The sequence below is a fragment of the Kocuria sp. CPCC 205231 genome (assembly GCF_040980965.1).
In the GTDB taxonomy this organism is placed as follows: domain Bacteria; phylum Actinomycetota; class Actinomycetes; order Actinomycetales; family Micrococcaceae; genus Kocuria; species Kocuria rosea.
In genome coordinates this window covers 71,481-96,830 of the sequence record NZ_JAVKPP010000001.1, presented here as the reverse complement: position 1 = coordinate 96,830, position 25,350 = coordinate 71,481, and the positions used below count along the sequence as shown (strand labels likewise).

Sequence of the window (25,350 nt, the reverse complement as noted above, 5' to 3'; positions counted from 1 at the left end):
CTGATGGGCGAGCTCGTGCTCCTGACGGAGGGCCGGTTGGAGCTCCTCGGACTGATCCGGGAGAGCAGCAACTCGGCGCTGCTCGTCGAGGTCACGCTCGAGGAGGAGACGGCCTGGGGGATCTACAAGCGGCTCGAGGGCGAGCGGCCGCTGCTCGACTTCCGCCCCGGCCTGCACCGGCGGGAGCGCGCCGCGTACGTGCTGAGCGAGTTCCTCGGCTGGGGCATCGTCCCGCCCACCGTCCTGCGCCAGGACGGCCCGTTCGGCACGGGGTCCCTGCAGCGGTTCGTGGAGCACGACCCCCGGCAGCACTACTTCACCCTCTACGACACCGCCCCCGACACCCACGACGCCCTGCGCCGGATCGCGCTGTTCGACCTCGTGGCCAACAACGCCGACCGCAAGGGCGGCCACGTGCTGCGGGGCGCCGACGGCCGGATCTGGGGGATCGACCACGGTCTGTGCTTCGCGGCGGCGTTCAAGCTGCGGACCGTCGTCTGGGACTTCTCCGGCGAGCCCGTGCCCCAGGACCTGCTCCGGGACATCGCCCCGCTGGCCGACGACGTCCCCGCCGAGCTCGCCGAGCTCCTCGACGCCGAGGAGGTGGCCGCGCTGCGGCGGCGGGTGCGCCGGCTCCTCGACGAGGCGGTCCTGCCGGTCGACGTCACCGGCCGCCGGATCCCCTGGCCGCTGCTCTAACGGCGCAGGGTGGCGGCCGGGTTCTCGCCGTAGGCCTGCCGGTGGCGGCGCGCGAAGTCGCCGGGGTGGTTCATGCCCCAGCGCCGGGCGATGCCGCGCACGGTGTCACCCCGGGCCGGGTCGCCCTGCACCAGGTCGTCGTGGGCGGCCACCAGCCGCAGCTCGCGCAGATAGGCCCCCGGCGTGGTCCCGGCGTGGGAGCGGAAGGCCCGGACGAGCTCCACGGTGCTCACCCCCGCGTGGCGGGCGACGTCCTCGACCGTGATCGGCGAGGACGCGGCGGCGTGCAGGAACTCGACCGCGTCCCGGTAGGCCGCCTGCTGCCCGGCGGCCGACGCGCGCCGGGCCACGGGCTCCCCGGCGAAGGCGAACGCCTCCAGGGTCGCCACCGACATCCGCCGCCGCAGATCCGCGCGCAGCAGGGGGAGGGAGGCGACCTCGGGGTCGGCCAGGACCTGCTGCGCGAACGCGAAGGTGCTCCTCCAGTGCCTCTCCCGGGCGGGGGAGTGCGGGCGCGGTCCGTGGAAGGCGACCTCGAGGGTCTCGTCCCCGTGGACCGTCCGGGCGGTCTCCCGCAGCGTGGACCGGTCGATGGTGACCGAGTCGACCAGCAGCTGGTCCACCGCGCCGCAGTACTCCTGGCCCGGCTGCAGCAGGAACACCCCGAGCCCGCTGCCCCTCCGGCCGTCGATGCTCCAGTCGACGCCCCCGGCGCGGGGCACGACGACCGAGAACATGTCGTCGAGCACCATCCGGCCGGCGATCCTGCCGCGGAAGGTGAGCCGGCCCAGTTGGAGGTCGGCGTCGCCCAGCACGTCCTGGCGGTACAGGAAGGACGACTCGTCGGTGATCGTGCCCATGCGCGCACTGGTGTAGATCTGCTGCAGCGCCTCGTTCGCCACCTCCGGGTCGGTGGTCGCCGTGTGCAAGCGGATCGGCGTCCCCGGCGCCCGCTCCGTCTCCTGGGGCATCCCGGTCAGCTCCGCAGGGTGGTGGCGGGGGCCTGGCCGTGCCGGTCCCGGTAGGCGGCGGCGAAGCGGCCGCGGTGGCCGAAGCCCCAGCGCGCGGCCACCGCCTCCACGGTCGAGCCGGTCGTGGGGTCGGCGGCCAGCAGCTCCCGGTGGACGGCGTCGAGCCGGGCGTCGCGCAGGTAGGCCATCGGGGTGGTGTCCAGCTCCCGGCGGAAGGCCGCCTGGAGACCGCGCACGCTCATCCGGGCGGCGGCGGCGATGTCGGCCGGTCCGACGTCCGCGGCCACGTGCTCCTCGATGAAGGCCACCGCCCGCCGCACTCCGGCCGGAGCCGGGCGGGTCTGCCCGGTGGCCGTCCCGCTGCGGTCCAGGAAGCTCCCGGGAAAGGTGTGCAGCAGGACGGTGGCGAGGGAGCGGGCGGCCTCGGAGCGGATCAGGGGGCTGCTCATCGCCCGGGAGTCGGGCAGGAGGTCGCGGGCGAAGTGGGAGACCGTCCCGCGCCAGTACTGGGTCATGGCCGGCGACACCGGGCGGGTCCCCGTGAACTCCAGCCGGAAGCCCTCGTTCCCCAGCAGCCGCCGGGCGTGGTCCTCCACCGCGGCAGGGTCCAGGGACACGGTGGTCGCCTCGAGGTCGTCCCACCAGCTGGTGAAGGTGCGCTGCGGGAACAGGAAGGGCCCGGTGCGGGGGAAGCGGTCGCCGGCGCTGGTGGCGCTCAGCACGCCCGCCGTCACGTGGCACACCCGCAGCACGCCGGCGCCGTCCGTGCGGCCGGTGCACGAGGAGCCCTTCAGCCGGACGCGCTCGTAGGCGACGAAGTCGATCCCGGTCGAGGCCAGGGTCATGTCGAAACTGCCGTCCGGGGAGCGGCGCACGCCCCGGATGGCGAAGACCTCGTCGTGCACCGCGATGCCCTCGGCCGGGTCGCGGGTGCTGAACACGGCCCGCTGCACCTGGGAGTCCATGGTCCGCAGGCTACGCCCGACCGCCGAGGGAGTCGACCGCGGACCGCCGGCGGTCCGCCGGGACCCTTGCCCGCGGCGCCCGCCCGGGCGTACCTTGGTGGCCATGTTCCTGTCCTGATGCCCCGGCCCGCGTCCGCGGCCGGCACCGTCGATCCGAGCCCAGAGGGCTCCGCGCATCCGGTGCCGCACTCGCCCGGCGGGCCCGACCCCCAGCATCGACAGGACCGCACCGTGACCACCACCGCCCCCTCGGCGGCGACCGCCGCCCCGCACCGCCCCGCCCACCTGCGCCTGGACGGCATCGGTGTCAGCCACCCCGGCCGCCGGGTCCTCACCGACGTGTCCCTGACCGTCGCCGCCGGTGAGCGCACCGGCCTGATCGGGGAGAACGGCGCCGGCAAGACCACCCTGCTGCACGTGGCGGCCGGGCTCCTGGTGCCGGGCACCGGCACCGTGCACCGGCCCGAGCGCACCGGACTCCTCCACCAGGAGCTCGATCTCCCCGCCGCCACCACCCTGGAGCAGGTCGTCGAGCGAGCCGTCCGAGAGGTCCGCGCCCTGGAGCACCGGCTGGCAGCGCTCGCCGCCGGCATCGCCGCGGCGCCCGACGACCCCGCGACGGCGGACGCCTACGACACCGTGCTCCGGGACGCCGAGCGCCACGGGCTGTGGGCCCTCGACGCCCGCATCGAGACGGTCCTGAGCGGACTCGGACTGGCCCGGCTGCCGAGGAGCCGGGCGGTCGGGGAGCTGTCCGGCGGGCAGCGGCGCCGCCTCGCGCTCGCGGCGCTGCTGCTCGCCCGGCCCACGGCGCTGCTGCTCGACGAGCCGACGAACCACCTCGACGACGACGCCGTCGACTTCCTCGCGGCCGAGCTGGCCGGCTGGCGTGGCCCGGTGCTCCTGGCCAGCCACGACCGGTGGTTCCTGGACGAGGTGGCCACCGGGGTGGTCGACCTCGACCCCGCCCTGGGGCCCGACGAGTCCGCGGGCGGCCCGCCCCGGCAGGGCACGGCGTCCACGGGCGGCTACAGCTCCTACCTCCGGCAGCGGGAGCTCGCCCGCCGCCGCTGGGCCGAGCGCTTCGCCGCCCAGGGGCAGGAGCGGGAGCGGCTGCGGGAGATCGCCGAGGTCTCCGGCCGGGAGATCTTCCACACCACGGCCCCGAAGTCCGAGGGCCGGATCACCCGGAAGTTCTACAGCGACCGCGCCGCCAAGACCATCGGCGGCCGGGTGCGCTCGGCCCGCCACCGGCTGGCCGAGCTCGAGCGCACCGCGGTCGGCCCCCCGCCGGCGCCCCTGCGCTTCGCGGGCTTCCACCGGGGCGCGGACACCGGGGCCGACGCCGACGTCCCGCTGGTCCGGCTCACCGGGGCACATGTGGACGGGCGACTGGCGCCGACCGACCTCGAGCTGCGCGCCGGGGACCGGTTGCTGGTCGAGGGCCCGAACGGCACCGGGAAGTCGACGCTGCTCGCCGTGCTGGCGGGGGAGCTGCGCGCCGACGGCGGGACCGTGGAGCGGCAGGGCCCCGTCGTCGTCGGCCGCCTGGCCCAGGACGACTCCTGGCCGGACCCGGCGTGCTCGGCCGAGGCGGCCTTCCGCTCCCGGCTGCGGGACGGCAGCGGCGCCCCGACGCTGGAGGAGCTCGGCCTCCTGCGCGCCGGCGACGCCCGCCGCCCCCTCGGGGAGCTCTCCCCCGGGCAGCGCCGGAGGGTGGCGCTCGCGGCCCTGGTCGCGGAGCCCGCCCCGCTGCTGCTCCTGGACGAGCCCACCAACCACCTGTCGCTGGCCCTGGCCGAGGAGCTCGAGCGGGCCCTGGAGGACTTCCCGGGCACGGTGGTGCTGGCCACGCACGACCGGTGGGTCCGGCGGCGCTGGCGGGGCCGGGTGCTCCGGGTGCGGTCCGGGACGGACTGACCGCCCGGAGCACCCGCCTACGGTGCCGCGGCCGGGCTGGGGGAGGTGCCGGTGTCCTCCCGCACGTACGCCTCGATCTCCCGCCCGGCGTCCCCGAACCAGGGCGCCGACTCCTCGTAGTCGGACCACCCGTCGGTCAGGACGGCGACGACGTAGTCGTGCCCGCCGAGCTCGACGATCCCGGCGTCGTGCGAGACGTCCACCAGCAGGCCGGTCTTGTGCGCGAAGCCGACGTCCGGGGAGAAGCCCGAGGAGAGGGCGTAGTCGAAGTGCTGCTCCTCGAGGAATCCCATGAGCAGGGCGGTGGAGGAGCCGGAGAGCAGCTCACCGCGGCGCAGCCGCTCCAGGAGGGCGGCGACGTCCGCGGGAGTGGTGGTCATCGCGACGACGTCCTGCGAACCGGTGTCGGGGTCGAAGGTCGTGGCCGTGAAGCCCTGCCCGTGCGCGAAGGCCTCGACCTGCTCCCACCCGAGCCACTGGCCCAGTGCCGCACCGGAGGCGTTGTCCGACCAGCTGATCATCACGTCGAGGGCCTGCTCGACCGTGAGGCCCAGTCCCGGCACGACGTCCGAGAGGGCGAGGGCGCCCCGGTCGGCCCGGTCGAGGACCGCATGGGCCAGGAAGAGCTTGTAGAGGCTCGCGCTCGTGAACGGGCGGTCCGCGTTGCGGGCCACGACCTCCCCGCCCTCCGGGCCGAGCAGCACGACCCCGAGCTCCCCGGGCACCTCGGCGGCGAGCTCCTCCAGGTCCGCCGCCAGGCCCGCGGCGGCGGCCTCGGCCGTCGGGGCGGCGGCCGGCACGGCCCCGTCCCCGCCGCAGGCGCCGAGGAGGAGGGCGAGGGCGAGGCCCAGCGCCGCGGCGCGGCCGGATCGGGCCCCTCGACAGCTCGTGCGCACGGTGCGCCTTTCGTTCCCGGACGGGGACGCGGGCGGTTCGCCCCGGCGGCAGGCGCCGGCCCCGTTCCCGACCGTACCGGCGCCGTCCTGGATTTCCGCTGAGCATCTTCCGTCAATCCTGTCCCCTCTGTTGCACCGGTTTGGAAAGCGTGCTTACCTTTGATGCTCATGCAGAACCACGGAGGAGGGGTCATGACAGCAGCTGCGGGCGAGAGCTGGTGGCGCAGGACGCTGGCGATCGGGTTCCTGTCCTTTGCCGCCCTGGGGCTCGCGGGGTGCGACGACCCCGGGTCCGGCGGCGAGGAGGGCACGGAGCAGGAGGCCCCCGCCGGAGGCGAGGAGACCGCCGAGGACGAGGCCACGGACGCCACCGAGGAGGAGAACACGACCGGGCCCATCAGCCCCACGGAGGGCGAGGGTCCCATGGAACAGGATGACGAGCAGGAGGACGGCTGATCCGGCGGCTCCCTGGCCGGCGGCACCGGGGTTGCCGCGCCCCCACCTGATGGACCAGCGCTGGGAGGACGCCGTCTTCCTGCACTGGCGGATCCCCGTGTCCGCCGCGGCGGCACGGATGCCGCCGGGCGTCCGGGCGGACGTGGTCGACGGCTCCGCCTGGGCGGGCCTCGTCGGCTTCCGGATGGAGCGGATCCGGCTCGGCGCCGCGGTGCCCCTGCCGTGGTGGGGAAGCTTCCCCGAGATCAACGTGCGCCTCTACTCCCGCGAGCCTGACGGCACGCGCGCAGTGGTGTTCCTGTCCCTCGACGCCCCGCGGCTCCCGGTCGTCCTCGGCGCCCGCGCGGCCGGCCTGCCCTACGTGTGGTCGCGGTGCCGGGCCGCCGCCCCCGACGGGGCGGATCCCTCCTACGGGTACGACGTCGTCCGGCGCCGCGGACGGACGACGTCCTCCTTCGCCGTGCACCCGGACCGCGCCGTCCGCGCCGACGACGAGCTGTCGCTGGAGCTCACCGCGCGGTTCGGTCTGCACAGCCGGTTCGCCGGCCGCACGGTGCACGTCCCCGTCTCGCACGAGCCGTGGCCGCTGCACCCCGCGGCGGTCGCGCACCTCGAGGACGGCCTGCTGGCCGCGGCCGGTCTCGACGTCGACGGCCCGCCCGAGTCCGTGCTGTTCTCGCCGGGCGTCCGGACCCGGATCGGACGGCCCCGGACGGTGCACGGCCCCTGATCCGCCGGCCCGGCCCCGTCCGCCGGACCGCACCCGCCCGCGCACCGTCCGCGGCCGTCCGGGCCCTCCGTCCCCGGGATCGCGCCGCCCGGCGCCCGACAGCCCCACAAGAGTGGGCAGGCCCCGAGCGCGCGGGAGGTCCAGGATGGAACCAACTCCCGCAGGAGCGACCGGGGGGACTCCGGTCGAGGTCGCTCCCGGAGCCGCTCACCGCCGGGACCGTTCCACCGGGGGAGCCGCACGCGAAAGGCCCGCCGTGACCACTCCGCTCGTTCCCGAGCTGCCCCAGCTGCCCGACTTCTCCGGCCGGTCCTCGGCCGAGCCCGGGGCCGCCCGCCCCGGCCGCGCGTTCGAGTCCGCGGCAACGGGCGCCCTGCTCCTGCTCCTCGCGCTGACCGTGGTCCTGGCCGTCCTCGTCCGCGCCGTGCCCCTGGGGCCGCTGCTCACGGTGGTGCTCCTGCTGCTCGTGTCCGTCGGTGCGCTCGCGCTCGGCGCCCGGGGCGGCGGCGCCCTCCCGGCGGAGCCGCCGGAGGACCCCGCCGACGGGACACCGGAGACGCAGGGGGTCTACTACTACGACCGGCACGGCCGGCCGGTGGCCATCGACGACGCGTTCTGAGCGGCGCCCCGTCCGGCGCCTCCCGGTCCGGGCCGGTGCCCGGCGGCCGCGGTGGCACCGGCACCGTGTCCGAATCGTGTCCGTCATCTTCACGCACGGTGGCCGATGCACCCTGACCTGCGCCTACGTTGGTGACGTCGTACCAGACACGGGGCCCGGGGGCGTTCGGGGGAATGCGCTGCGGGCCGGCACCAGTCGCGAAGCGCTTCTCGCTTCTCCACCGGATGGGACAGAACCATGAGAAGAACCACCAGGGCAGTCACGGCCGCCGCCTTCGCGGCAGGAATCGGTCTCGTCGCCGCCGCACCGGCGCAGGCGATGGAGATCTACGAGATCAGCGACGCCACGCGGATCGCCGAGGGGGCGGCCGTCGAGGGCACCTACAAGGTCTCGTGCACGGCGGGGAGCAACATCTTCGTCTCCCTCAGCGTGACCCAGCGGGTCTCCGAGGGGCGGATCGCCAACGGCAGCTACTTCCAGCAGTGGGTCTGCGAGGGCGGCGAGGTCGAGCTGGACTACCAGGCCGTGGCCTTCAACATGGCCTTCGACGAGGGACCGGCCGTGCTCTCCGGGTTCATCCAGGAGTGCCAGGCGGAGTTCTGCGGGACCGGCACGAACCTGCCGCTGCAGGTCATCGAGATCGCCGACTAGCGGGACCGGTGGACGGGCCCGTTCCTGCGCCGGCGCAGGAGCGGGCCCGTCCCGCGTCCCCGGCTGCGGAACTCTGCCCGAAAGTCCAGTGACCGGCACCACCCCCGGTCCTATAGTCGAAGTCATCGACCGCACATCTCTCCCCCCACGCCCCCCGCAGCGGCTCCACGACCGCGCCGTCCCCGTCCTCCAGGAGGAGGTCCTCACGAGGCGGCCGGCGCGCGTCGACGTCGTGAGCGGCGCCGCCCCCGCCGTGAAGGGCTACCGCACGGTCTGCCGGGAGCTCCTCGAGCGGGCCGGGCTGTGAGCGCCCCCGCCGTCGAGCTGCGCCGCCCCGAGGGCCGGTGGCACCGCCACCGGGAGCCCGTCTGGGGCACCTCCGTGACCGTCGACGTCCGCGCCGGCGAGGAGGGGCTGCCCCCCGAGCCCGCCGTGCAGCACGCGCTGGACACGGCCGTGGCCAACATGCGGTGGGTCGACGCCGTCTTCTCCACCTACCGCCCCGACTCGCTCGTGACGGCGCTCCGCTCCGGCCTGCTCGACGAGCGCCGGCTCAGCCGGTGGGACGCCGCCCAGGGCGCCCTCCTGGACGTGCTCCGGCGCTGCCGCGAGGCCCGGGAGCTGACCGACGGCTGCTTCGATCCGTGGGCCGTGCGCGGCGGCTTCGACCCCTCCGGCTACGTCACGGCGTGGGCCGTGGAGCGGATCGCCGACGACCTCGTCCGCGCCGGGTGCGCGAACGTCTGCGTGGAGGCCGGCGGGGACGTTGTGACCCGCGGGTCCGCCGGACCCGGGAGGCCCTGGACCGTGGGCATCCGCCACCCCGACGACGCCGGCGCGGTGACCTGGACCGTGCTGCCCGGCAACGGCGCGGTGTCGACCTCGAGCACCGCCGAGCGCCCGGCGCACGTCGTGGACCCGCGCACGGGACGGCCCGCCGCGGGCGCCCGGTCCGCGACGGTCGTCGGCCCGGACGCACGGCTCGCCGGAGTGCTGGCCACGGCCCTCGTGGTCGCCGGCCGGGACGGGGCCCGCTGGTTCGCCGGCCTGGACGAGTGGTCCGCCTGGGGCGTGGACTCCGCCCCCGCGGACACGGCCTGGTCGATCGGCCGGGAGCACCACCTGGCCCGCTGAGTCCGCCCACGGCCCCGCCGGTGGCTAGGGTGGAGGCGGTGAGCACCCACCCCGACACCGACCCGGCCCCCGACACCGTCCCCGGCACCACCCGCACCGGCATGGTCCGGGTCCGGGGAGCCTCCGAGAACAACCTGCGCCACGTGGACGTGGACGTCCCCCGCGACGCGATCGTCGCCTTCACCGGCGTCTCAGGGTCCGGGAAGTCCTCCCTGGCCTTCGGCACCATCTACGCCGAGGCGCAGCGGCGCTACCTCGAGTCCGTGGCGCCCTACGCGCGGCGCCTGATCCAGCAGGGGCACAACCCCGCGGTCGAGGGGATCACCGGGCTGCCGCCCGCCGTGGCCCTGCAGCAGCGGCGCGGCGCGCCCAGCTCGCGCTCCACCGTGGGCACCCTCACCACGCTGTCCAACTCGATGCGCATGCTCTTCTCCCGGGCGGGCACCTACCCGGACTCCGCCGCGGGGAGCCTGGACTCGGACGCCTTCTCGCCCAACACCGCCGCCGGCGCGTGCCCCCGGTGCTCGGGCCTGGGCACCGTGCACGACGTCACCGAGCCCTCCCTGGTCCCGGACCCGGGGCTCAGCATCCGGGACGGGGCCGTCGCGGCGTGGCCGGGCGCGTGGCAGGGCAAGAACCTGCGCGACATCCTGAGCCACCTGGGCCACGACGTCGACGTCCCCTGGCGCGAGCTGCCGCGTGAGGAGCGCGACTGGATCCTGTTCACCGAGGAGCAGCCGGTCGTGGAGATCACCCCGCAGCGGGACCGGGTGGCGAAGCCGTACAAGGGCCGGTTCTGGAGCGCGAAGAGCTACGTCCTGCACACCCTGGCGGACTCCGCGAGCCAGCAGATGCGCGAGCGCGTGCTGCAGTACGTGGTCACGGGACCCTGCCCCGCGTGCGCCGGCAGCGGCCTGCGCCCCGAGGCGCTCGCCGTGACCTTCGCGGGCCGGAGCATCGCCGAGCTCAACGGGGCGTCCCTCGGCGAGCTGGCCGAGGTGGTCCGGCCCACCGCCGCCCTGGAGCACGCCGGGACCGCCTCCCGGGCGGTGTCCTCGGGGGAGCGCAGCGAGGCCGCGGTGACCATCGCCAAGGACCTGCTCGCCCGGCTGCAGGTGCTGCTGGACCTGGGGCTGGGCTACCTGAGCCTGGACCGGTCCACGCCCACGCTCTCCCCGGGGGAGATGCAGCGGCTGCGGATCGCCACCCAGCTGCGCTCCGGGCTCTTCGGTGTGGTCTACGTGCTCGACGAGCCCTCGGCGGGCCTGCACCCGGCCGACGCCGAGCCGCTGCTGGCCGTGCTCGAGGAGCTGAAGGTCTCCGGGAACTCGGTGTTCGTGGTGGAGCACGACATGGCCGTGGTGCGGCGCTCCGACTGGGTCGTGGACGTGGGGCCCCAGGCCGGGGACCGCGGCGGCGCGGTGCTGTACAGCGGCCCCGTGCCCGGCCTGGCCGACGTGGCGGAGTCCGCCACGCGCCCCTTCCTGTTCCCGGACGGCCCCCCGCACGGCTCTTCCGACGGCTCGCCCGACGACCCTCCGGGCGGCACGACGGCGGAGCGCACGCCGCGCCCGGTCGAGCGGCGGCTGCGGCTGCGCGGCGTCACGCGCCACAACCTGGTGGACCTCGACGCGGAGATCCCCCTGGGCGTGCTCACCGCCGTCACCGGGGTCTCCGGCTCGGGCAAGTCCACGCTGGTCAGCCAGGTCCTGGCCGAGACGGTCGGCCGGCACGTGCACGGCGGGGCGGCGCCCGCCGACGCCGAGGACGACGCCGCGCCCGCCGCCGGGGCACGGGTGGCTGCCGTCGAGGGCCTGGAGCACCTGGACCGGCTGATCCGGGTGGACCAGCGGCCCATCGGCCGCACCCCGCGCTCCAACCTGGCGACCTACACGGGACTGTTCGACGCGGTCCGCAAGCTCTACGCCGCCACCGACGAGGCGCGGGCCCGCGGCTACGGGGCCGGACGGTTCTCCTTCAACGTGACCGGCGGCCGGTGCGAGACGTGCCAGGGCGAGGGCTTCCTGGCCGTCGAGCTGCTGTTCCTGCCCGGCACCTACGGGCCCTGCCCCGACTGCCAGGGCGCCCGCTACAACCCGGAGACCCTGGAGGTGACCCACCGGGGGCGGAGCATCGCCGACGTCCTGGGCATGCGCGTGGAGACCGCCGCGGAGTTCCTCGCGGACGTCCCGGCCGCCGCGCGCAGCCTGCGCACCCTGCTCGACGTGGGGCTCGGCTACCTGCGGCTCGGCCAGCCGGCCACCGAGCTCTCCGGGGGTGAGGCGCAGCGGATCAAGCTGGCCACCGAGCTGCAGCGGGCCCGCCGCGGCCACACCCTGTACCTCCTGGACGAGCCCACCACCGGCTTGCACCCGCAGGACGTGCAGCTGCTGCTGCGCCAGCTGAACCGCCTGGTGGACGCCGGCAACACCGTGGTGGTGGTGGAGCACGCCATGGACGTGGTGGCGTCCTCGGACTGGGTGATCGACATGGGCCCGTCCGGCGGCGAGGCCGGCGGGCGGATCGTGTGCGCCGGCACCCCGGCCGAGGTCGCCGCGTGCCCGGCCAGTCGCACGGCGCCCTACCTGGCCGCAGCGCTGGCCTGACAGGCCGCGGCCCCGCGCGCCGGGAGGCGGGCGGGGCCGAGGTCAGCGGGCGCGGATCAGTTCTGCTGCTGGTCCTTCTCGTCGGCGCCGAGGAAGCCGCCGGCCTTCTCCTGGGCCTGGTCCACCTGGCCCTCGTACTTGTTGCCGGTGCGCTCGTCGACGGCGTCGCCGCCCCGGTCGATGCCCTGCTGCACCTTGTCCGGGTGCTGGTCCGCAAGGTCCTTCGCCTTGTCCGCGAATCCTCCCATGTCCACCATGATCGTTCCTCTCGTCGAACGGTTCCGGCGGGCGCGGCCCACCGGGGGTACCCCTCCATCCTGGTCCCCGGACGGGGCCCCTGGCCACCCCGCGCCGAGGTTGCGGCTGACGGCGACGCGGCCGGGCGCGGTGCCCGTCAGCTGCCACCTCGCGGGTCGGTCCGGATCAGGTGCAGCCGGCGGTGCAGGTCGCGCACCGCCGGCGCCAGCTCGAGGCAGGGGCCGTCCACGGGCACCCCCGGGGCCACCTGGGTGATCGGCAGCGCCGCGACGGGGGCGGGCGGGGCGCCGAGCTCGTCCAGCCACCGGCCGAGCTGCGCCGAGGAGGAGGCGTGGACGATGCGGCCCAGCCCCACCCAGGCGTGGGCCGCCGAGCACATGGGGCAGTGCTCGCCCGAGGTGTAGACCGTGGCCGCGGAGCGCTGCTCCGGGGTCAGGTGGGCGGCCGCCCACCGGGCGATCTCGAACTCGGGGTGGCGGGTCGCGTCACCGCCGGCCACCCGGTTGCGGTCCTCGAACAGGACCTCCCCCCGCGCCGAGACCAGCACCGAACCGAACGGCTCGTCCCCGGCGTCGAGGGCCTCGCGGGCCAGCTCCACGCAGCGTCGCAGGTGTCCGCGGTCGGTCTCCGAGATGCCCATGGGCCCAGCCTACGGGCGGGGGCGCCGGCTCACAGGAACGCGCGGGCGGGCGGGCGCCTGCGGGAGAGGTCCCGGGCCACCGGACGGTAGGCCAGGACCAGCAGCAGCAGGGCGACCGGCACCAGGAAGGAGAACCCCGCGGCCAGGTAGCCGACCGTCCCGGTCACGCCGCCCAGGAAGAACAGGCCCACGAGGGTGGTCAGGACCCGCAGCTTCCTGCGGTCCGCCCGGACCGGTTCCGGACCCGGTGTGCGGTGGGGGTAGAGCATCCTGCCGAGCTCGATCGCGATGTCGGTGACCATCCCGGTGACGTGGGTGGTGCGCACGGGGATGTCGGCGACCTTGCTGAGGAGCGCGTTCTGCATCCCCATGGTGAAGCACAGGACGGCGACGGGCACGAGGCCGCGGTGGTCGTCCTCGACGGCCTCGGCGGTCAGGCTGAACACCAGGATCAGCGCGCCCTCGAAGGCGAGCACGTTCGCGAACCGGCACCCGAGCCCGCGCCGCCGGCCCCAGGTGAAGAGCAGCGAGCACCAGATGCCGCCGAGCACGAACGCGCCCAGTCCCACCGCGCCGAGGGACAGCAGCTCCACGTCCCCGTCCACGAGGTGGTCGGCCATGGTCGCGGTCAGGCCGGTCATGTGGGAGGTGTAGAGCGCCACGGCCACGAAGCCCGCAGAGTTGAGCATGCCGGCCACGAGGATCAGCAGGCAGGCCAGGTGGAGGTCGTAACGGGGGCTCCGGCGGGGCCCCGAGACCCGGGACAGGTAGCCGGTGACGGGTGTGGCCATGCGCTCAGCCTAGGAACGGCGCGGCCCGGGCCCAGCAGACCATCGGCCAGATCAGGCGGTGTTCTCCGTCACGTCGACGACCCCCTCGAGCACCTCCACCACCACGGCGCGCGCCCGCGCCTCGGCCTCGGCCGCGTTTCCGGAGGCGACGGCGGCGGCCGTGGCCTCGTGGTCCTCGAGCGCGCCGGGGTCCGGGGAGCGGGGCATGAGCCCGAGCGCCGTGCGGCCGGAGAGCACCTCGGCCACCACGTCCTGCAGGGCGGCGAGCATCGGGTTGCCGCTCGCCTCCAGCAGCAGCGCGTGGTAGGCGGTGTCCACCTCCAGGTACTCGGGGTCGGTGCCGCGGCGTGCCTCGCCGAGCTCCCGCAGCCGGGCGGCGAGCTCCACCAGGCGCCGCCGGGTGGGCCCGTCGGCCCGGACCGCGGCCAGCCGGGCGGCCACGGGCTCGATGGCGGTCCGCAGCTCGGTCAGGCTCCGCAGCTGCTCGTCGCGCCCCGGGCCGCCGAGCCGCCACCGGATCAGCCGGGGGTCGAACGGGTTCCAGTCCCGCGGCGGGCGGACGGTGACGCCCACCCGCCGCCGGGACTCCACCATCCCCATGGACTCGAGCACGCGCACCACCTCCCGCACGAGCGTGCGGGAGACCCCGAACTCCTCCTCGAGGGCCGCGAGCGTCAGGACCGTTCCCGGCGCCCGCGCCCCGGAGGCGATGCTCTCGCCGAGCCGGTCCAGCACCCCGCTGTGCTGCTCCACCCCGTGCATGGACGCTCCGTCCGTCATGTGCGGCGCGGTCGCGCCCACCCTGTTGCCAAAAGTATGATCTTTCTGTCAGCCTAGCGTGTGTCGTGGCTCACGACGAGACCCCAGGGCCTGCCCGCAGGCACGAGATCAACGGAGAAACTCAGTGGAAGACTGGACACAGACCCTCGGCACCGCGCCGCTGCTGACGATCGCGGCAGCCGCCATCGCACTGATCCTGGTCCTGGTGATCAAGTTCAAGCTGCACGCCTTCCTCACCTTGATCCTGGTGGCGCTGCTGACGGCATTCGCCACGGGCATCCCCACGGGGATGATCGTGGACACCGCGGTCACCGCCTTCGGCGGCACGCTCGGCTCGGTGGCCCTGCTCATCGGCCTCGGCGCCATGCTCGGCAAGCTCGTGGAGCACAGCGGCGGCGCCCGGGTGCTCGCGGACAAGCTCGTGGACATCTTCGGCGAGAAGCGCGCGCCCTTCGGTCTCGGCATCGCCTCCCTGATCATGGGCTTCCCGATCTTCTTCGACGCCGGCCTCGTGGTCATGCTGCCGATCATCTTCGCCGTCGCCCGCCGGGTGAGCGGCAACAACGTGCTCCTGTACGGCATCCCCGCCGCCGGTGCGTTCTCGGTCATGCACGTCTTCGTGCCGCCGCACCCCGGTCCCGTGGCCGCCACGGAGCTCTACGGCGCCGACCTCGGCATGGTCCTGCTCATCGGCCTGCTGCTGGCGTTCCCGCTCTGGTACGTCTCCGCGTACCTCTGGGGCAAGCGCGTGGGCACCAAGTACGTCCTCCCCGTCCCGGGCTTCTTCGGCGACGTCGACGACGACCAGCCCGCCAACCCGCCGCGGGTCGGCACCATCATCGCCCTGCTGCTGCTGCCCCTGGTGCTCATCTTCATGAACACCGGCCTGGACTTCCTGCGCGCCGCCGGCGCCGTCTCCGAGGACGCCGAGTGGTTCCAGGTGCTCTCCGCCCTCGGCGAGTCCCCGGTCGCCCTGCTGATCTCGGTCCTCGTGGCCCTGTTCGTCCTCGGCACCCGCCGCGGCGAGCACGGCACCGCCCTGGAAAAGGTCATCGACTCCTCCCTGGGCCCGGTCGCCTCCGTCATCCTCATCACCGGCGCCGGCGGCATGTTCGGCGGCATCCTGCGCGCCTCCGGCATCGGTGACGCGCTGGCGTCCTCGCTGGACGGCATCGGGCTGCCCGTCATCTTCGCGGCCTACATCATCGCCGTGGTCCTGCGCCTGGCGCAGGGCTCGGCCACCGTGGCCCTCGTCACCGCCGCCGGGCTCATGGCACCGGCCGTGGCCGCGGGCAACTTCAACTCCGTGGAGGTCGCGGCCGTGGTACTGGCCACCGCCGCCGGCTCGGTCTTCGCCGGGCACGTCAACGACTCCGGCTTCTGGCTCGTGGGCCGGCTCATGGGCATGGACGTCAAGACCACGCTGAAGACCTGGACGGTCCAGCAGGCCCTCGAGTCCGTCCTCGGCTTCGCCGTCGTCCTCGTCATCTTCTACATCGCCTGAGGCCCCGGATGCGCAACGTCTTCGACATCACCGGCCGGCTCGCCCTCGTCACCGGCTCCTCCCGGGGGCTGGGGCGGGCCCTGGCCACGGGCCTCGCCGAGGCGGGGGCCCGCGTGGTCCTGCACGGGCGCGACGCCGACGCCCTCGCCCGGGTGCGCGACGAGATCGCCGCCGGCACGGGCACCGCCCCGGTCACGGCGGCCTTCGACCTCACCGACGCCGAGGCCGTCCGGACGGGGATCGACGCGGTCCTCGCCGAGCACGGCGTCCCGGACATCCTGGTGAACAACGCCGGGATCCAGCGCCGCGCCCCGTTCGCCGAGTTCGCGGCCCACGACTGGGAGGACATCGTCGCGGCGAACCTCTCGAGCGTGTTCCACGTGTCCCGGGCCGTGGTCCCCGGCATGCAGGAGCGCGGCTCGGGCAAGATCGTCAACATCGGCTCCGTGCAGTCGGTGCTCGCCCGGCAGACCATCGCCCCGTACTCGGCCACCAAGGGCGGGGTGGTCATGCTCACCAAGGGCATGGCCGCGGACCTCGCCCGGCACAACATCCAGGTCAACGCGATCTCGCCCGGGTACTTCGCCACCGAGATGAACCAGGCGCTGATCGAGGACGAGGCGTTCAACCACTGGGTGGTCGAGCGCACCCCGGCCCGGCGCTGGGGGCAGGTCGAGGAGCTCGTGGGCACGCTGGTCTACCTGTGCTCGGACGCCTCCAGCTTCGTCTCGGGGCACAACGTCCTGGTCGACGGCGGCATGACCTCCGTCCTCTGACCCGGGTCCGCCGCACCACCCGCAGTCCCACCCGGCACGCGCCGCACCGCGGCGCCCGGGGACGCACCAGGAAGAGAGCTCATGAAGGCCATCGTGATCCACGGCAAGGACGACCTGCGCGTCGAGGAGGTGCCCACCCCGGAGCCCGCCGAGGGGCAGGTCCGGCTCCGGATCGCCTACGGCGGGGTGTGCGGGTCGGACCTGCACTACTGGGCCGAGGGCGCCAACGGCGAGTACGTGGTCCGGGAGCCCCTCGTGCCCGGGCACGAGGTCTCCGGGACGGTGGACCTGGACCCCGCCGGCGAGCTCGCCCCCGGCACCCCGGTGACGGTCCACCCGGCCACGTTCGGCACGCCCCAGCCCGGGATCGAGGACCGGCGCCACCTCTGGCCCGGCGGGGCCTACCTGGGCAGCGCCTCCACCCGGCCGCACACCCAGGGCGGGATGAGCGAGTACCTGCTGGTCCGCCGGGACATGGTCCGGGTGCTCCCGGCCGGCCTGCCGCTGCGCCGGGCCGCGCTCGCCGAGCCGCTGGCCGTGGCCCTGCACGGGCTCACCGTGGCCGGGGACGTGACCGGCCGGCGCGTGCTCGTCTCCGGGTCCGGGCCGATCGGCCTGCTCACGGCCGCGGCGGCCCTGGCCCGGGGCGCGGCCGAGGTCGTGGCCACCGACGTCCTCGAGGGCCCGCTCGAGCGGGCCCGGGCGCTCGGCGTGCACGGCACCGTCCGGGTGGGGGCCGAGCAGATCCCGTCCGGGGCGTTCGACGTGGTGCTCGAGTGCTCCGGCGTGCCCGCGGCCGTGAGCCCCGCGCTGGTGGGCGCCCGCCGCGGCGGCGTCGTCGTCCAGGTGGGGATGGTGCCGGACGAGGCGCGGCCCGTGAACCTGGCCCCGCTGGTCTCCAAGGAGCTCCAGCTGCGCGGGTCCTTCCGGTTCGACGACGAGATCGACGAGGCGATCGGGCTGCTCGCCGACCGTCCCGGGATCGAGGACGTGGTCACGCACGAGTTCCCCGCCGACCGCGCCGTGGAGGCCTTCGCCACGGCCCGCGACTCCGCGGTCTCCGGCAAGGTCCTGGTGTCCCTGGCCCCCGGGGAGCCGCGCTGATGCCGGGGCCGGCCGGCGCCGGGCACCCGGATCCCGTGGTGGTGGGCGTCGACATCGGCACCACGAGCACCAAGGCCGTGGCCTTCGCCGTGGGCGGTGAGCAGCTCGCCGCCGCCTCGGCCGGCTACCCCCTGGAGGAGCCGCACCCCGGCCACGCAGTGCAGGACCCCGAGCTGATCCTGCAGGCGGTGCTGGACACCGTCCGCGCGGTGGTCGGGGAGGTCGGGGCGGAGCGCGTGGCGGGGCTGTCCTTCAGCGCCGCGATGCACAGCCTGCTCGGGCTCTCGCCCGAGGGAGAGCCCCTCACCCCGCTCGTCACCTGGGCGGACACCCGGGCCAGCGTCCAGGCGGAACGGCTGCGCGCGAGCGCGGGCGGCCTCGCCCTGCACCGGCGCACGGGCACCCCGGTGCACCCCATGTCGCCGCTGCCCAAGCTCGTGTGGTTCCACGACCAGGAGCCCAAGCTGTGCGAGCGCGTCGCCTTCTGGGCCGGCATCAAGGAGTTCGTGCTGCTGCGGCTGTGCGACGCGCTCGTGGTGGACCACTCGGTGGCCTCGGCCACCGGTCTGATGAACATCCACGAGCTGGCCTGGGACGGCGAGGCCCTCGCCCACGCCGGGATCCTGCCCGAGCAGCTGCCCGAGCTCGTGCCCACCACCCACGTCCTGCCCGGGCTCACGGACGAGGGCGCCCGGGCCACGGGGCTGCCCGCCACCGTGCCCGTAGTGGTGGGGGCCAGCGACGGCCCGCTGGCCAACCTCGGCCTGGGCGCGGTCCGGCCCGGGGTGGCGGCCTGCTCGATCGGCACGAGCGGCGCGCTGCGCGTCGTCGTCGACCGTCCCGTGGTGGACCCGCTGGGACGGGTCTTCTGCTACGCCCTGACCCCGGGGCGCTGGGTGGTCGGCGGGGCGATCAACAACGGCGGCGTGGTCCTGGGCTGGGCCGGGGACGCCCTCGCCCCCGACCTGGGGGAGGAGCCGGAGGAGGAGCTGCTCGCGCTCGCGGGGAGCGTCCCGGCCGGGTCCGGGGGGCTGCTCATGCTGCCCTACCTGCTGAGCGAGCGCGCCCCGCACTGGAGCTCCCTGCCCAAGGGCGCCTACGTGGGGCTGACCCGCGCCCACCGCCGCGCGCACCTGGTGCGCGCGGCCCTGGAGGGGGTGTGCCAGCAGCTCGGCCTGGTCCTGCAGTCGATGCGCTCGGCCGGTCTGGCCGTGGAGCAGATCCGCGCCACCGGCGGCTTCGCCCGCAGCCCGCTGTGGCGGCAGCTGCTCGCCGACGTCCTCGGCACGGACATCTCCTTCGCCTCGGGCCACGAGGGCTCCGGGTTCGGCGCCGCGCTGCTCGGGATGCAGGCGCTCGGGCTGATCGAGTCCGTCGACGTGGCCGCGGACCTGGTGGAGGTCGAGTCCGTGGTGCGCCCGGACCCCGCCGACGCCGCGGTCCACGCGTCCCTGCAGCCGGTGTTCGAGCAGCTGTACGAGGCCCTCGTGCCCACGTTCACGTCCCTGCGCCGGCTGGCGCCCGCCCTGCCGCTCGAGCGCGACTGACCCTCCCGGCGGCTCCGACCCGGCCGTGTCGACCGGGCCGTGCCGGCCGGCGCCCCGTGACGATTCCGTGCACGCTCCGGAGGGCGCACCGGCGGGCCCGCGTGGGAGAATGGACCTGTTCTGCGGCGCCTGCGGGCCCGAGCGGCCCCGCACCGCGGATCGCCGGTGCCGAGGGGGCCCGCGATGATCTCGAGAACGGACGTGGAAGAACTCCACCGGCAGGTCCGCGGTCCGGTCCTGCTGCCGGACGAGGCCGGCTTCGCGCAGGAGGTCGCCGGCTTCAACCTGGCCGCCGTCCACCACCCGGACGCGGTGGCGGGCGTGACCGACGCCGCCGACGTGGTGGCCGTGATGCGGTGGGCCGCCGCCCACCACGAGCCCGTGGGGGTGCAGTCCACGGGCCACGGTGCGGACCAGCCCATGGAGGGCGGAGTGCTCGTCACGACCCATCGGATGCAGGAGATCGAGGTCGACCCCCGCCGCCGGACCGCTCGGATCGGCGCCGGCGTGCGGTGGCGCCGCGTGATCGACGCGGTCGCGCCCCACGGGCTCGCGGTCCTCACCGGTTCGGCCAGCGACGCCGGGGCGGTCGGCTACACCCTGGGCGGCGGGCTGCCGGTGCTCGGGCGGATCTTCGGCTTCGCCGCCGACCACCTGCTGGGCCTCGAGGTGGTGACCCCCGACGGGCGGCTGCGCCACGTGGACGCCCGGCACGAGCCGGAGCTGTTCGCCCTGCTGCGCGGGGGCAAGGGCAACCTGGGCCTCGTCACCGCGATGACCATGGGCCTCGTCCCCCTGGAGGAGCTCTACGGCGGCGGGATCTTCTACCCCGGCACCGACGCCCAGGAGGTGCTGAGCGCGTTCAGCCGGTGGGCGCCCACCCTGCCGGAGCGTGCCTCGACGTCCGTGGCCCTGCGCTGGATGCCGCACGACCCGACCGTCCCCGAGCAGCTGCACAAGCGGATGCTCGTGCACCTGCGCTTCTGCTGGGTCGGTCCGGAGGAGGAGGGCGCCCGGGTCCTCGAGCCGATGCGGGCGGTCTCCCGGCCGGTCCTGGACCTGGTGGGGCCCATGGACTACCGGGACATCGACCAGGTGCACATGGACGCCACCGAGCCGGGCCTCTACGTGCTCACCGGGGAGTTCCTGCGGGAGTTCGACGCCGCCGCGGTCATGACGCTGCTGCAGAGCGCCGGGCCCGGCAGCCGGTGCCCGCTGCCGGAGGTGGGGATCCGGCTGATGGGCGGAGCCTTCGCCCGGACCGACGGCGTCGAGGACGCGGTCTCGGGGCGGGACGCGGCGTTCTTCCTGGAGCTCATCGGCTGGCTCGCGCCCCACGTGGCCGCGGCGACGCCCCCGGCGCTGGCCGAGATCCTGCAGGCCATGGCCCCGTGGTCCACGGGCCGGGCCTTCGTGAACATGCACGGGGTTCCGGGCGGGGAGACCGAGCACGCCCGGGCGTGGTCCGAGGAGGTCTACGCCCGTCTGGTCCGGGCCAAGGCGCTCTACGACCCGGACAACCTGCTGCGCTTCCAGCACGTGGTCGGCCAGGAGCGCCGGCCTCCCGGCCTCGGCCAGCCGGCGGACAGCTCCGCGTGATGGACTGGCGGCAGCACCGCGGCGCTCCCGCGCGCGGTGACCACTCTCGGAAGGAGACGTGATGGTGAACTTCAAGGGGCTCACGGCCAAGGCCAAGCAGCTCGCCCAGCGCAACCCGGACAAGGTCGACAAGGTCCTCGACCAGGCCGGCAGCTTCGTGGACAAGCGCACCGGGCGCAAGTACGAGCGCCACGTGGACACGGTCCAGCAGAAGGCCCGCCAGTTCCTCGGCGGGGGCCGCGCCCCCGGCGACCGGACCTCCGGCGGCCCGGCCACGGGCGGCCCCAGCACGGGCGGCCCGGCGACCGGCGGCCCGACCACGGGCGGCCCCGCCGCCGGCGAGCGCCCGGACGGGCAGCCGGGAGGACCGGCCGGGACCGATCGCCCCGGTGACGTGCCCGGCCACGAGGGCCCCCGCCACTGACGGTTCCCGGGCCCCGGGAACGGAGCGGACCCCGCCCGCCGCGCCTCGAGCGCACGGCAGGCGGGGTCCGTCGTCGTCCAGGGGGCGGGTGCGGCTACCGGGCGAGGAAGTCCAGCAGCGCCTCGTTGACCTCTGCGCCGTGGGTCCAGAGCAGCCCGTGCGGGGCGCCCTCGATCTCGACGTACTCCGCCTGCGGGAGGGCCTGGTGGAACTGCCGGCCGGTGGCGTCGATGGGCAGGATGTTGTCCGCGGTGCCGTGCACGATCAGGGCCGGCACGTCGATCTTGGGGATGTCGGCCCGGAAGTCGGTCAGCCAGGTGGGCTGGGCGGCCACCGACGCCACGGTCCCGGAGCGGGCGGCGATGTTCCGACAGGCGTCCACGACCTCCTGGCTCAGCCGGTCCGTGCCCAGGAACGTGTCCGTGTTGAAGAAGTTGCCGAAGAACTCGGCGAAGAACGCGTAGCGGTCGGCGGTCACGGCTGCGGCCAGGCCGTCGAAGACGTCCTGGGGCACGCCCGTGGGGTTGTCCTCGGTCTGCAGCAGGTACGGCTCGAGCGAGCCCAGGAAGGCCGCCTTGGCCACCCGCGAGGATCCGTAGGTCCCGAGGTAGCGCCCCACTTCCCCGGTCCCCATGGAGAAGCCCACCAGGACCACGTCGTTCAGGTCGAGGGTGCTCAGGACGGTGTCGAGGTCGGCGGCGAAGGTGTCGTAGTCGTAACCCGTCGTCGGCCGGCTCGAGCGGCCGAAGCCGCGGCGGTCGTAGGTGATCACGCGATAGCCGGCCCCGAGCAGGGCGGCGGTCTGCTTCTCCCAGGACGAGCCGTCCAGGGGGTACCCGTGGATGAGGACGACGGGCTGACCGCTGCCGTGGTCCTCGTAGTACAGCTCGATGTCGGTGCTGTTCTCGGTGCCGACGGTGATGTGACCCATGGAGGCTCTTCCTCTCGCTGGTGCGACCTCTCGCTGGTGCGACAGATGCAGAGAACGGCCGTTCCCTGCGCAGAAGCCTAGGGAAGGGTCGTTCTCCGCGCGAGGCCGGGGCGGTGCGCACCAGCGCTCGTTCCCAGGGCTGCGCCGCTCAGGGCACCAGGGACGCGTAGACCACGTAGTTGTCGTCGAACTCCCCGGTGGCCGGGTCGAAGCCGTCGCAGGTGATCAGCCGCAGCTCGGACCCCTCCGTGTTGCCGTAGACCTCGAGGGTGGGGAAGTCGTCCTTGCCGTACTGCTCCCCGCGGTCGACGGCGAAGACCGCCGTGGACCCGTCCTCCCGGGCCACCTCGATCGTGTCGCCGGGTTCCAGGGCGCGCAGCCCGGCGAAGACCCCGGGGCCGCCGCCCGTGGCGTTGACGTGGCCCAGCAGCACGGCCGGGCCGCGCTCGCCGGGGGTGGGGGACCCGGTGTACCAGCTCGCCGGGGAGCCGGGCCCCTCGGGCGGGACCTCGAGCGAGCCGTCCTCGCGCAGGCCCAGGCGCAGCAGCTCGGACTCGGTGCCGGTGGCCGGGACGGACAGGGAGACCGGCTCCGACGCGCCCAGGACCGCGGGGCCGTCCGCGGGGCCGTCCGCTGGACTGTCCGTTGCGGCGGCGGTCGGCCTCCCCGTCGCGGACGGGGCGGACGCCGCGACCGAGGGCGCCGAGGTGCTCGACGGCGAGGCGGTGCTCGAGGCCGTCGGCGGGGTGCTGCCGGCAGCCGGCGCGGCGCCGTCGTCGGACGCGGCGCAGCCGGTGGCGAGCAGGACGGCGGTCGTCGCGGAGGCCAGCAGGCCTCCGCGACGACCGGAGGTCGATCCCGTCACAGCAGGAACCGTCCCGTCGGATCAGCTGCGCGCTGCGCGACGGCGCAGGGCCCACGCGGCGCCGGCCGCGGCGGCCAGGACGCCGCCGCCGAGGGCCGCGGTCTGGGCGGTGGACCCCGTCTCCTGGGCCACGCCGGTGTCGGCGCCGCCCTCCGGCATGGCGCCCATCTGCGAGGCGGTCAGCGTGCCGCACGCGGCCGGGAGGGTCGCGGCCGCGGGCAGCGCCGGGTCGAGGTCGCTCATCTTCTCGGCGGCCGCGGCGGGCATCTTCGCCGGGTCCACGCCGTGGACCACGACGACCGCGGTGCCGTTCTGCAGGGACTCGGCGGTGGCCTCGTCCAGCTGCAGGGTCCGCTCGTAGGTGTACGCGGAGCCGCCCGGGAAGCGCTCCACGGCCAGGCCGGAGTCGGGGCTGGTGTCGCCCTCGGTGGTCAGCGAGGTGCCGATCATGCCGTAGAAGGGGTGGCCCTCGGTGGTGTTGACCACGCCGTCGCCGTCCGCGTCCGCCTCCGGGCCCGGGCAGGTGCCCTGGCCGTGGATGTGGATGTGCTGGGCGTGCGGGAACGGGCCGTCCATGAACGTCTCGGCCGCGCCGCTCACGTTCATCGTGACGGTGGCCTCGGTGCCGTGGACGTCGACCATGACCTCGCCGGTGGTGCCGGAGTTGTTCAGGGTGCTCAGCGCCGCCTGGGCGGGCCACATGTCGGAGTCGTGGGCGGCGGCGGGCGCGGCGGCCATGGTGAGCGCGCCGAGGGCCAGGGTGGGGACTGTGAGGAGCATGGACTTGCGCATCAGATTCTCTCCTGTGTCGTACCGGGGGGTCGTGCCGGGTGCGCACTTTCGGTGTGCGCACGGTGAGTTCGGCGCCGGAACGGGCCCGGACGGGTGCGGGGGCAGAAAAGTTTCCGGCGCGCCGGAACGGACCGCCGACCCGTCCGGTGCCGGCCCCGCGACGAACAACGGTCATGGAGACGACGAGTGTGTCGATGGCATCACATCGACCCGGTGTGGCAAGGTGCAGTGCGACACTGCTCCCGCCCGGACCCCGGGCGGGGCGCCGCTCTCCGAGGGAACAGCGAGACCGCGTGAGCCCAGGACCGACCGGCCGGAGCGGGAGAGCCGGGGCCCCGGTCCCCGTGCCCGGGCGGACCGAACAACAGGTCGAGCTGCTGCGCCGCGTGGCGGGCGGTGACGAGGACGCCTTCGCCCAGCTGTACGACGCGACGTCGTCCACGGTCCACGGACTCGTGCTGCGGCTGCTCCGCTCCCCGGAGCTCGCCGCCGAGGTGGTCCAGGAGGTCTACCTGATGGCATGGCAGCAGGCGGAGCGCTTCGACGCCGGCCGCGGCACGGTCCTGGCGTGGTTGTGCACCATGGCCCACCGCCGCGCGGTGGACCGGATCCGGCAGAGCCAGCGGGAGCGGGACCGGGACCAGCAGTACGAGGTCCGGCGGGCCGAGACGCCCTCCGACTCCACCTGGAGCGAGGTGGAGCAGTCCCTGGACTCCGAGGAGGTGCGGGCCGAGCTCGGCGGGCTCAGCCCGCTCCAGCGGGAGGCCGTCTGCCTGGTCTACTACCGGGGGTACAGTCACCGGCAGGTCGCGGAGCACCTGGACGTCCCGCTGGGCACGGCGAAGGCCAGGATCCGCGACGGACTCACCAATCTGAGATCGGCACTGGGGGTGCGGCAGTGAAGGACATCCAGGGGGACGACCGGGCCGGCGACGTCCACGCCGACGCGGCGCTCTACGCCGTGGACGCCCTCGAGCCCGGCGAGCGCGCCGCGTTCGAGCTCCACCTGCGCGGCTGCGCCGCCTGCCGGGAGGAGGTGGCCGCGTTCGGGGAGGTCGGGGCGCACCTCGCCGCCGCCGTGGCCGAGCCGCCGCCGGCGGCGCTGCGCGGGGACGTCCTCGCGGCCGTGCGCGGGACGCCCCAGGAGCGGCGGCCGGAGGAACGGGCCGAGGACCGGGCCGGGGACGCGCCCGTGTCCCTGGCCCAGCGGCGCCCGCCCCGGCGCCGCTGGCTGGCCGCCGCCGCGGCCGCCGTGCTCCTGCCCGGTGCGGCCCTGGGCGGCTGGGCCGTGGGCACGCAGGCCGAGCAGCGGGAGCAGCAGCTCGTGGCCCAGGAGCAGGACCGGCAGAACCGGCTGCTGAGCGCCCCGGACGTCACCACCCGCCAGCTCGACGTGGACGGCCGCCCGGCCACCCTGGTGGTCTCGGCGCAGGCGGACGCGGCGCTGTTCGTCGCCTCCGACCTCGCCGGACCGGGGGAGGGCCGGGAGTACCAGCTGTGGCTCGTGCAGGACGAGACCCCGGTGCCGGACGTGCGCTTCGGCGGCGGACAGGTGCAGGTCTGGCTGGACGGCGACATCGACCGGGCCGGGGCGGTGGCCATGACCGTGGAGCCCGCCGGCGGCTCCGAGACGCCCACCCTGCCGGTGCTGGCCGCCGCGGAGATCTGAGCGCGGCTCCTGCCAGAATGAGT

The 25,350-nt window shown here is 75.1% G+C and carries 27 protein-coding genes; 17 read left to right on the top strand and 10 right to left on the bottom strand.

Translation table 11 applies throughout. The annotated features are described in order from the left end of the window. Positions 1-3 precede the first annotated feature (3 nt). Positions 4-699 carry an SCO1664 family protein gene (locus RF640_RS00535; protein ID WP_136340910.1) on the top strand — a complete coding sequence of 232 codons (696 nt, stop codon included), beginning with the start codon at positions 4-6 and terminating at the stop codon, positions 697-699. Here the strand turns inward: RF640_RS00535 and RF640_RS00530 are convergent. Together RF640_RS00530 and RF640_RS00525 are read right to left on the bottom strand one after the other, a co-directional pair. Beyond that, entirely contained in the window at positions 696-1,670 is a 975-nt protein-coding gene (locus tag RF640_RS00530; RefSeq protein WP_136340911.1) for an AraC family transcriptional regulator, read from the bottom strand. The two genes, RF640_RS00535 and RF640_RS00530, sit on opposite strands and share 4 nt — an antisense overlap. A gap of 5 nt (positions 1,671-1,675) precedes the next feature. After that, positions 1,676-2,635, bottom strand: coding sequence for a helix-turn-helix domain-containing protein (locus tag RF640_RS00525; RefSeq protein ID WP_017835023.1), 960 nt, complete (start codon positions 2,633-2,635; stop codon positions 1,676-1,678). Positions 2,636-2,866: 231 nt separating this feature from the next. Between RF640_RS00525 and RF640_RS00520 the strand changes: the two genes are divergently transcribed. Next, entirely contained in the window at positions 2,867-4,555 is a 1,689-nt protein-coding gene (locus RF640_RS00520) for an ABC-F family ATP-binding cassette domain-containing protein (RefSeq protein WP_368826154.1), read from the top strand. Between the two features lie 17 nt (positions 4,556-4,572). Here the strand turns inward: RF640_RS00520 and RF640_RS00515 are convergent, their stop codons facing one another. Next, positions 4,573-5,451: a serine hydrolase gene (locus RF640_RS00515; protein WP_181821136.1), complete on the bottom strand. Its 879-nt coding sequence runs from the start codon at positions 5,449-5,451 to the stop codon at positions 4,573-4,575. A gap of 192 nt (positions 5,452-5,643) precedes the next feature. On the opposite strand from RF640_RS00515, the gene RF640_RS00510 reads away from it, so the two are divergent. The 7 genes from RF640_RS00510 to RF640_RS00480 all read left to right on the top strand — a co-directional run bounded on the left by RF640_RS00510 (position 5,644) and on the right by RF640_RS00480 (position 11,647). After that, complete coding sequence (locus RF640_RS00510; protein WP_017835020.1) at positions 5,644-5,907, top strand: hypothetical protein; 264 nt, start codon at positions 5,644-5,646, stop codon at positions 5,905-5,907. A 49-nt stretch (positions 5,908-5,956) separates the two neighbouring features. Beyond that, positions 5,957-6,637 (top strand): YqjF family protein, encoded by a 681-nt coding sequence (locus RF640_RS00505; RefSeq protein WP_115163299.1) that lies wholly within the window; start codon positions 5,957-5,959, stop codon positions 6,635-6,637. A gap of 256 nt (positions 6,638-6,893) precedes the next feature. Beyond that, positions 6,894-7,256, top strand: a complete 363-nt coding sequence (locus RF640_RS00500; RefSeq protein ID WP_017835018.1) for a hypothetical protein — start codon at positions 6,894-6,896, stop codon at positions 7,254-7,256. 237 nt (positions 7,257-7,493) lie between these two features. After that, positions 7,494-7,907 (top strand): hypothetical protein, encoded by a 414-nt coding sequence (locus tag RF640_RS00495; RefSeq protein ID WP_126349613.1) that lies wholly within the window; start codon positions 7,494-7,496, stop codon positions 7,905-7,907. A gap of 88 nt (positions 7,908-7,995) precedes the next feature. Next, positions 7,996-8,214: a hypothetical protein gene (locus tag RF640_RS00490; RefSeq protein WP_017835016.1), complete on the top strand. Its 219-nt coding sequence runs from the start codon at positions 7,996-7,998 to the stop codon at positions 8,212-8,214. After that, the gene (locus RF640_RS00485; protein WP_368826151.1) at positions 8,211-9,041 is read left to right on the top strand and encodes an FAD:protein FMN transferase; all 831 of its coding nucleotides are present in this window, start codon (positions 8,211-8,213) and stop codon (positions 9,039-9,041) included. Before RF640_RS00490 ends, RF640_RS00485 begins: the two co-directional genes overlap by 4 nt. A 101-nt stretch (positions 9,042-9,142) precedes the next feature. Continuing rightward, on the top strand, positions 9,143-11,647 hold the full coding sequence (locus tag RF640_RS00480; protein WP_115163642.1) for an excinuclease ABC subunit UvrA: 2,505 nt from the start codon (positions 9,143-9,145) through the stop codon (positions 11,645-11,647). A gap of 56 nt (positions 11,648-11,703) precedes the next feature. Here RF640_RS00480 and RF640_RS00475 read toward each other — a convergent pair whose 3' ends face one another. The 4 genes from RF640_RS00475 to RF640_RS00460 form a co-directional block, all read right to left on the bottom strand. Then, positions 11,704-11,904 carry an antitoxin gene (locus RF640_RS00475; RefSeq protein ID WP_017835014.1) on the bottom strand — a complete coding sequence of 67 codons (201 nt, stop codon included), beginning with the start codon at positions 11,902-11,904 and terminating at the stop codon, positions 11,704-11,706. Between the two features lie 137 nt (positions 11,905-12,041). Next, complete coding sequence (locus RF640_RS00470) at positions 12,042-12,545, bottom strand: nucleoside deaminase (protein ID WP_109221561.1); 504 nt, start codon at positions 12,543-12,545, stop codon at positions 12,042-12,044. A 29-nt stretch (positions 12,546-12,574) separates the two neighbouring features. Beyond that, complete coding sequence (locus RF640_RS00465; RefSeq protein ID WP_017835012.1) at positions 12,575-13,336, bottom strand: YoaK family protein; 762 nt, start codon at positions 13,334-13,336, stop codon at positions 12,575-12,577. A 51-nt stretch (positions 13,337-13,387) separates the two neighbouring features. Then, a complete protein-coding gene (locus RF640_RS00460; protein ID WP_051063850.1) occupies positions 13,388-14,116 on the bottom strand; it encodes a FadR/GntR family transcriptional regulator in 729 nt (242 codons plus the stop codon). Between the two features lie 124 nt (positions 14,117-14,240). Between RF640_RS00460 and RF640_RS00455 the strand changes: the two genes are divergently transcribed. The 6 genes from RF640_RS00455 (at position 14,241) to RF640_RS00430 (ending at position 21,070) form a co-directional block, all read left to right on the top strand. Further along, complete coding sequence (locus tag RF640_RS00455) at positions 14,241-15,620, top strand: GntP family permease (protein WP_017835010.1); 1,380 nt, start codon at positions 14,241-14,243, stop codon at positions 15,618-15,620. Between the two features lie 8 nt (positions 15,621-15,628). Continuing rightward, positions 15,629-16,396, top strand: coding sequence for a glucose 1-dehydrogenase (locus RF640_RS00450; RefSeq protein ID WP_115163304.1), 768 nt, complete (start codon positions 15,629-15,631; stop codon positions 16,394-16,396). A gap of 81 nt (positions 16,397-16,477) precedes the next feature. Continuing rightward, a complete protein-coding gene (locus tag RF640_RS00445; RefSeq protein ID WP_017835008.1) occupies positions 16,478-17,500 on the top strand; it encodes a zinc-binding dehydrogenase in 1,023 nt (340 codons plus the stop codon). After that, the gene (locus tag RF640_RS00440) at positions 17,500-19,047 is read left to right on the top strand and encodes a gluconokinase (RefSeq protein WP_017835007.1); all 1,548 of its coding nucleotides are present in this window, start codon (positions 17,500-17,502) and stop codon (positions 19,045-19,047) included. The genes RF640_RS00445 and RF640_RS00440 overlap by 1 nt, the downstream gene beginning before the upstream one ends. Positions 19,048-19,230: 183 nt before the next feature. Then, complete coding sequence (locus RF640_RS00435) at positions 19,231-20,646, top strand: FAD-binding oxidoreductase (RefSeq protein WP_244915829.1); 1,416 nt, start codon at positions 19,231-19,233, stop codon at positions 20,644-20,646. A gap of 61 nt (positions 20,647-20,707) precedes the next feature. Further along, a complete protein-coding gene (locus RF640_RS00430; RefSeq protein ID WP_017835005.1) occupies positions 20,708-21,070 on the top strand; it encodes an antitoxin in 363 nt (120 codons plus the stop codon). Between the two features lie 94 nt (positions 21,071-21,164). Here RF640_RS00430 and RF640_RS00425 read toward each other — a convergent pair whose 3' ends face one another. The 3 genes from RF640_RS00425 to RF640_RS00415 all read right to left on the bottom strand — a co-directional run bounded on the left by RF640_RS00425 (position 21,165) and on the right by RF640_RS00415 (position 23,658). Next, positions 21,165-22,001, bottom strand: a complete 837-nt coding sequence (locus tag RF640_RS00425; RefSeq protein ID WP_109221556.1) for an alpha/beta fold hydrolase — start codon at positions 21,999-22,001, stop codon at positions 21,165-21,167. 148 nt (positions 22,002-22,149) lie between these two features. Continuing rightward, the gene (locus tag RF640_RS00420; protein WP_109221555.1) at positions 22,150-22,866 is read right to left on the bottom strand and encodes a class F sortase; all 717 of its coding nucleotides are present in this window, start codon (positions 22,864-22,866) and stop codon (positions 22,150-22,152) included. Positions 22,867-22,887: 21 nt separating this feature from the next. Beyond that, positions 22,888-23,658, bottom strand: coding sequence for a hypothetical protein (locus RF640_RS00415; protein WP_109221554.1), 771 nt, complete (start codon positions 23,656-23,658; stop codon positions 22,888-22,890). A 293-nt stretch (positions 23,659-23,951) separates the two neighbouring features. Here RF640_RS00415 and sigK point away from each other — a divergent pair, with 293 nt between their 5' ends. Continuing rightward, positions 23,952-24,560 carry an ECF RNA polymerase sigma factor SigK gene (gene sigK, locus RF640_RS00410; RefSeq protein ID WP_158279186.1) on the top strand — a complete coding sequence of 203 codons (609 nt, stop codon included), beginning with the start codon at positions 23,952-23,954 and terminating at the stop codon, positions 24,558-24,560. Continuing rightward, positions 24,557-25,327, top strand: coding sequence for an anti-sigma factor (locus RF640_RS00405; RefSeq protein WP_052132780.1), 771 nt, complete (start codon positions 24,557-24,559; stop codon positions 25,325-25,327). Before sigK ends, RF640_RS00405 begins: the two co-directional genes overlap by 4 nt. Positions 25,328-25,350 lie beyond the last annotated feature (23 nt).

Coding starts and splice junctions, on each gene's coding strand:
- RF640_RS00535 (WP_136340910.1), top strand. CDS start 4: ATGGGCGAGCTCGTGCTCCTGACGGAGGGCCGGTTGGAGCTCCTCGGA.
- RF640_RS00530 (WP_136340911.1), bottom strand. CDS start 1,670: ATGCCCCAGGAGACGGAGCGGGCGCCGGGGACGCCGATCCGCTTGCAC.
- RF640_RS00525 (WP_017835023.1), bottom strand. CDS start 2,635: ATGGACTCCCAGGTGCAGCGGGCCGTGTTCAGCACCCGCGACCCGGCC.
- RF640_RS00510 (WP_017835020.1), top strand. CDS start 5,644: ATGACAGCAGCTGCGGGCGAGAGCTGGTGGCGCAGGACGCTGGCGATC.
- RF640_RS00505 (WP_115163299.1), top strand. CDS start 5,957: ATGGACCAGCGCTGGGAGGACGCCGTCTTCCTGCACTGGCGGATCCCC.
- RF640_RS00495 (WP_126349613.1), top strand. CDS start 7,494: ATGAGAAGAACCACCAGGGCAGTCACGGCCGCCGCCTTCGCGGCAGGA.
- RF640_RS00480 (WP_115163642.1), top strand. CDS start 9,143: ATGGTCCGGGTCCGGGGAGCCTCCGAGAACAACCTGCGCCACGTGGAC.
- RF640_RS00475 (WP_017835014.1), bottom strand. CDS start 11,904: ATGGTGGACATGGGAGGATTCGCGGACAAGGCGAAGGACCTTGCGGAC.
- RF640_RS00470 (WP_109221561.1), bottom strand. CDS start 12,545: ATGGGCATCTCGGAGACCGACCGCGGACACCTGCGACGCTGCGTGGAG.
- RF640_RS00465 (WP_017835012.1), bottom strand. CDS start 13,336: ATGGCCACACCCGTCACCGGCTACCTGTCCCGGGTCTCGGGGCCCCGC.
- RF640_RS00460 (WP_051063850.1), bottom strand. CDS start 14,116: ATGACGGACGGAGCGTCCATGCACGGGGTGGAGCAGCACAGCGGGGTG.
- RF640_RS00450 (WP_115163304.1), top strand. CDS start 15,629: ATGCGCAACGTCTTCGACATCACCGGCCGGCTCGCCCTCGTCACCGGC.
- RF640_RS00445 (WP_017835008.1), top strand. CDS start 16,478: ATGAAGGCCATCGTGATCCACGGCAAGGACGACCTGCGCGTCGAGGAG.
- RF640_RS00440 (WP_017835007.1), top strand. CDS start 17,500: ATGCCGGGGCCGGCCGGCGCCGGGCACCCGGATCCCGTGGTGGTGGGC.
- RF640_RS00435 (WP_244915829.1), top strand. CDS start 19,231: ATGATCTCGAGAACGGACGTGGAAGAACTCCACCGGCAGGTCCGCGGT.
- RF640_RS00430 (WP_017835005.1), top strand. CDS start 20,708: ATGGTGAACTTCAAGGGGCTCACGGCCAAGGCCAAGCAGCTCGCCCAG.
- RF640_RS00425 (WP_109221556.1), bottom strand. CDS start 22,001: ATGGGTCACATCACCGTCGGCACCGAGAACAGCACCGACATCGAGCTG.
- RF640_RS00415 (WP_109221554.1), bottom strand. CDS start 23,658: ATGCGCAAGTCCATGCTCCTCACAGTCCCCACCCTGGCCCTCGGCGCG.